2 protein-coding genes are annotated in these 3181 nt (G+C 73.9%); both read left to right on the top strand.

All coding sequences use genetic code 11. The annotated features are described in order from the left end of the window. The first annotated feature begins 473 nt into the window (after positions 1–473). Entirely contained in the window at positions 474–740 is a 267-nt protein-coding gene (locus E1200_RS32235; protein ID WP_131956291.1) for a DUF4282 domain-containing protein, read from the top strand. Positions 741–752: 12 nt separating this feature from the next. Beyond that, positions 753–3104: a serine/threonine-protein kinase gene (locus tag E1200_RS32230; RefSeq protein ID WP_131956289.1), complete on the top strand. Its 2352-nt coding sequence runs from the start codon at positions 753–755 to the stop codon at positions 3102–3104. The last annotated feature ends 77 nt before the right edge of the window (positions 3105–3181 follow it).

The following is a 3181-nucleotide window of genomic DNA, read 5'->3' as shown; positions in this document are numbered from 1 at the left end:
AACGCTGGACCGCACTCAAGCACACCACGCTGAGCCCCGGCAGAATTGGCGACCTCGTCCGCTCCGCGCATGTCCTCACGCTCTTCGAGCACCGCCGGATCAGCTGAAAGTCGCTGACAAAACCTCAGTGGACTATTCGATGTTCCAGGTGGGGCGGTCGCCGGGCGCAGGCTCTAGAGTCTTCCTGTAGGCGCCCCTAACTGGAGACGACGGCGATGACGAATCCTTCGGACCCCGGTCACCACTCGCGCCCGCCGGCGGCCGGACCGCCGGGAGGCCCGTACGGTCCGCCGCCCCAGCAGCCGCAGCAGCCCGGCGCGGTCCCCGGTCCCCGGCCGCCCGACCCCGCGCACGCGCCGCCGAACCAGGGGTACGGCACGCAAGACCAGGGTCACGGGGGGCAGGAGCGGCACGGTTGGGCGCCTCCGCCGCAGACCCCGGGCGGCAAGGGCATCGCCGCGACGTTGTTCGACATGAACTTCGACCATATGGTCACCCCCAAGCTGGTCAAGATCATCTACGCGCTCGCGCTGGTTCCGATCACCCTGCTCGCGCTGCTGATCGGCTGGTACGCGCTGGCGTACCTCCAGGAGGGCCCGGCCGTGGTGGGCCTCGTGCTCCTCGTCGCGGCTCCGCTCATCTGGATCTTCCAGGTGCTCATGACCAGGGTCTTCCTGGAGTTCGTGATCAATCAGTTCAAGGTCAGCGAGTATCTGCGGGCCATCAAGGACAAGGACTAGGCGGAGCAGCCGGTGGGCGAGTTCGACGGGGCCGGTCCCCCACCCCGGGACACGCGGCGCGACCGGCGGCCGGACGCGACGCGCCGCGACGACCGGGTCCCCGGGCCGCGGGCCGCCGCGGAGACGCGGCGGGAGGGGGCGGCGGCCGGCGACCCGCTGATGCGGCTTCCCGCGGTGCTCGGCGAGCGGTACCGGGCGGTGGCGGAGCTGCCCGTCCAGGGTGCCGAGTCCGACCTGCTGCTCGTCCAGGACGCGCACGGCGCCGAGTACGTCGCCAAGATCTTCCGCCGCGGGTACCGCGCGGACCGGGAGGTCTGGGCGAAGCTGCCCGCCCTGGACTCCCCGCACGTCCTGCGCATTCTGGAGACCGGGGACGCCGACGGCCGCGACTACGAGATCACCGCGTACGCGCCGGACGGCAACCTCCGCGGCCTGATGGGCGGCGGCCCGCTCCCGGCGGAGACGGCGGGCGAGTTCGCGGCGCAGCTCGCGGCCGGGCTGACGGCCCTGCACCGCGCGGGCATCGTGCATCGCGACCTCAAGCCGGAGAACGTGCTGGTGCTGGGCACCGACCCGGTCCGGCTGGCGATCGCCGACTTCGGGCTGAGCAAGGTCCTCGACCAGAGCGTGGTGTTCGCGTCGTCGTCGCGGACGCTTGCCTACGCGGCGCCGGAGTCGCTGTCCGGGCAGGTGTCGCCCGCCCGCGACTGGTGGTCGCTCGGCATGATCGTCCGGGAGCTGGCGACCGGGCGGCCGCCGTTCGAGGGGCTGAGCGAGACCGTCGTCGTCGACCATCTGGCGACGCGTCCGGTGAGCGCGGACGACGTCCCCGACCCGAGGCTGCGGCTGCTGTGCCGGGGGCTGCTGGCCCGCGACCCCCGGAAGAGGTGGACGGGCGAGCAGGTCGCCGAGTGGCTGGACGGCGGTTCCCCGCCCGTCGCGGAGGAGACCGCCGAGCCCGAGGCGGGCGACGGCCTCCCGTTCAAGGGGCACCGCTACACCCGCCGCGACGAGCTGGCCCGTGCTCTCGTCCAGGAGTGGGACCACGCCGCGCGGTACTTCTTCGGACGCGGCGAGACGGGCGAGGCGTGGCGGAGCCTGCGCGAATGGCTCGCCGGGATACCGGACGACAGCCGCATCGGGCTCGTCGACGGCTACCTCACCACGGCGCTGCCGCCGGACGTGAAACTGCTGCACCTGGTCCGCTGGCTGGACCCGGCGCTCCCCCCGCACTTCCTCGGCCGGCGGCTGGCGTCCGGCGACCTGCCCGGCCTCGCCGTCCTGGCCGACGACCGAAGCCATGCCGACCACCGCACCGCGTGCCTCATCGGGCGCGCGCTCTGGGACCAGCACCTGCTGCACGTCCTCGCGGGGTTCGACACCGGCGAGGACCTGGGCCGCATCGACGACCAGTGGCGCGCCCATGTCTCGGCCTGGAACGACCTCGCGCGCTGGCTGCGGAGCCAGGACGGGGTGCCGCCGGGCCTCGCGCGGCGGCTGCCCGACGCCGGGGCCGAGGACCCGCCCGCCGTCCTGCTCACGCTGCTCGCCCTGGCGGCGCGTCCGGCGGAGACCCACCGGCTGATCGCCGAGGGCGCCGCGCGGGCCCGCGCGGCGATCACCGAGCCGGTCCCGTGGTTCACGTGGCTGGCGGACGGCGCGGGCGACGATCCGCTGCGGCTGCTCGCGGTGACGCTCGCCGCGCCCGAGGCCGTCGTGGAGACCGAGGCGCGGGCGCGGGAGCAGGCGGCGGCGCGGCAGCGCGACGAGGCGCTCCGCGCGCACTGGGAGGAGAAGGAACGGGAGCGGCTCGCCGGCCGCGGACCGGCGATGCTGCGGGCCGCGCTGTGGACGCTGCCCTTCCTCGCCCTCTGGCTCCTCGGAAGCTGGGTCGTGGGCTCGCTGTTCGGCGGCGGCGACGGCGACGGGACCTCTTCGGTCGGGCTGCAGCGGTCGTCCTCGGGCATCCCGTTCGGCGTCCTGGCCGTCTTCTCTGTGCTCGCGTGGGTGGTGCACTGCGGCAGCGAGCTGTTCGTGGCGCGCGCGCAGGGCAAGGACTACCTGCCGCAGGGGCCGTGGGCGATGCTCTCCACTTTCCTGGGGGCGAGCGGACGCGGCCTCTCGAAGGCGTCCCAGACGATGACGGGCGCGGCGCGGAGCACCGGGCGGCGCGGCTGCGGGTTCCTGCTGCTCGCCATCACGCTCCCGCTGCTGATTCTCATGCTGTTGGCGGGGGCGCTGACGTCCATCGCAAGCATGCTCTGGCTGCTCCTCCTCATCGTGGGCCCCGCCGCCCACGCCGTGGGGGCGGGCGTCAGGCTGCACCAGTGGCGCCAAGCGCGCACGATCGGAGGAACCTCGTGAGCAGCGGGATCGAGGCGGAGGTCGTCCTGGACGCCGCGGTCGTCCTCAGCCTGGGCATGAACCGGGTGCTGGGGCAG

Source organism: Actinomadura sp. GC306 (assembly GCF_004348665.1).
Classification (GTDB): domain Bacteria; phylum Actinomycetota; class Actinomycetes; order Streptosporangiales; family Streptosporangiaceae; genus Spirillospora.
This window is presented reverse-complemented; position numbering and strand designations above follow the sequence as displayed.

Coding starts and splice junctions, on each gene's coding strand:
- E1200_RS32235 (WP_131956291.1), top strand. CDS start 474: ATGAACTTCGACCATATGGTCACCCCCAAGCTGGTCAAGATCATCTAC.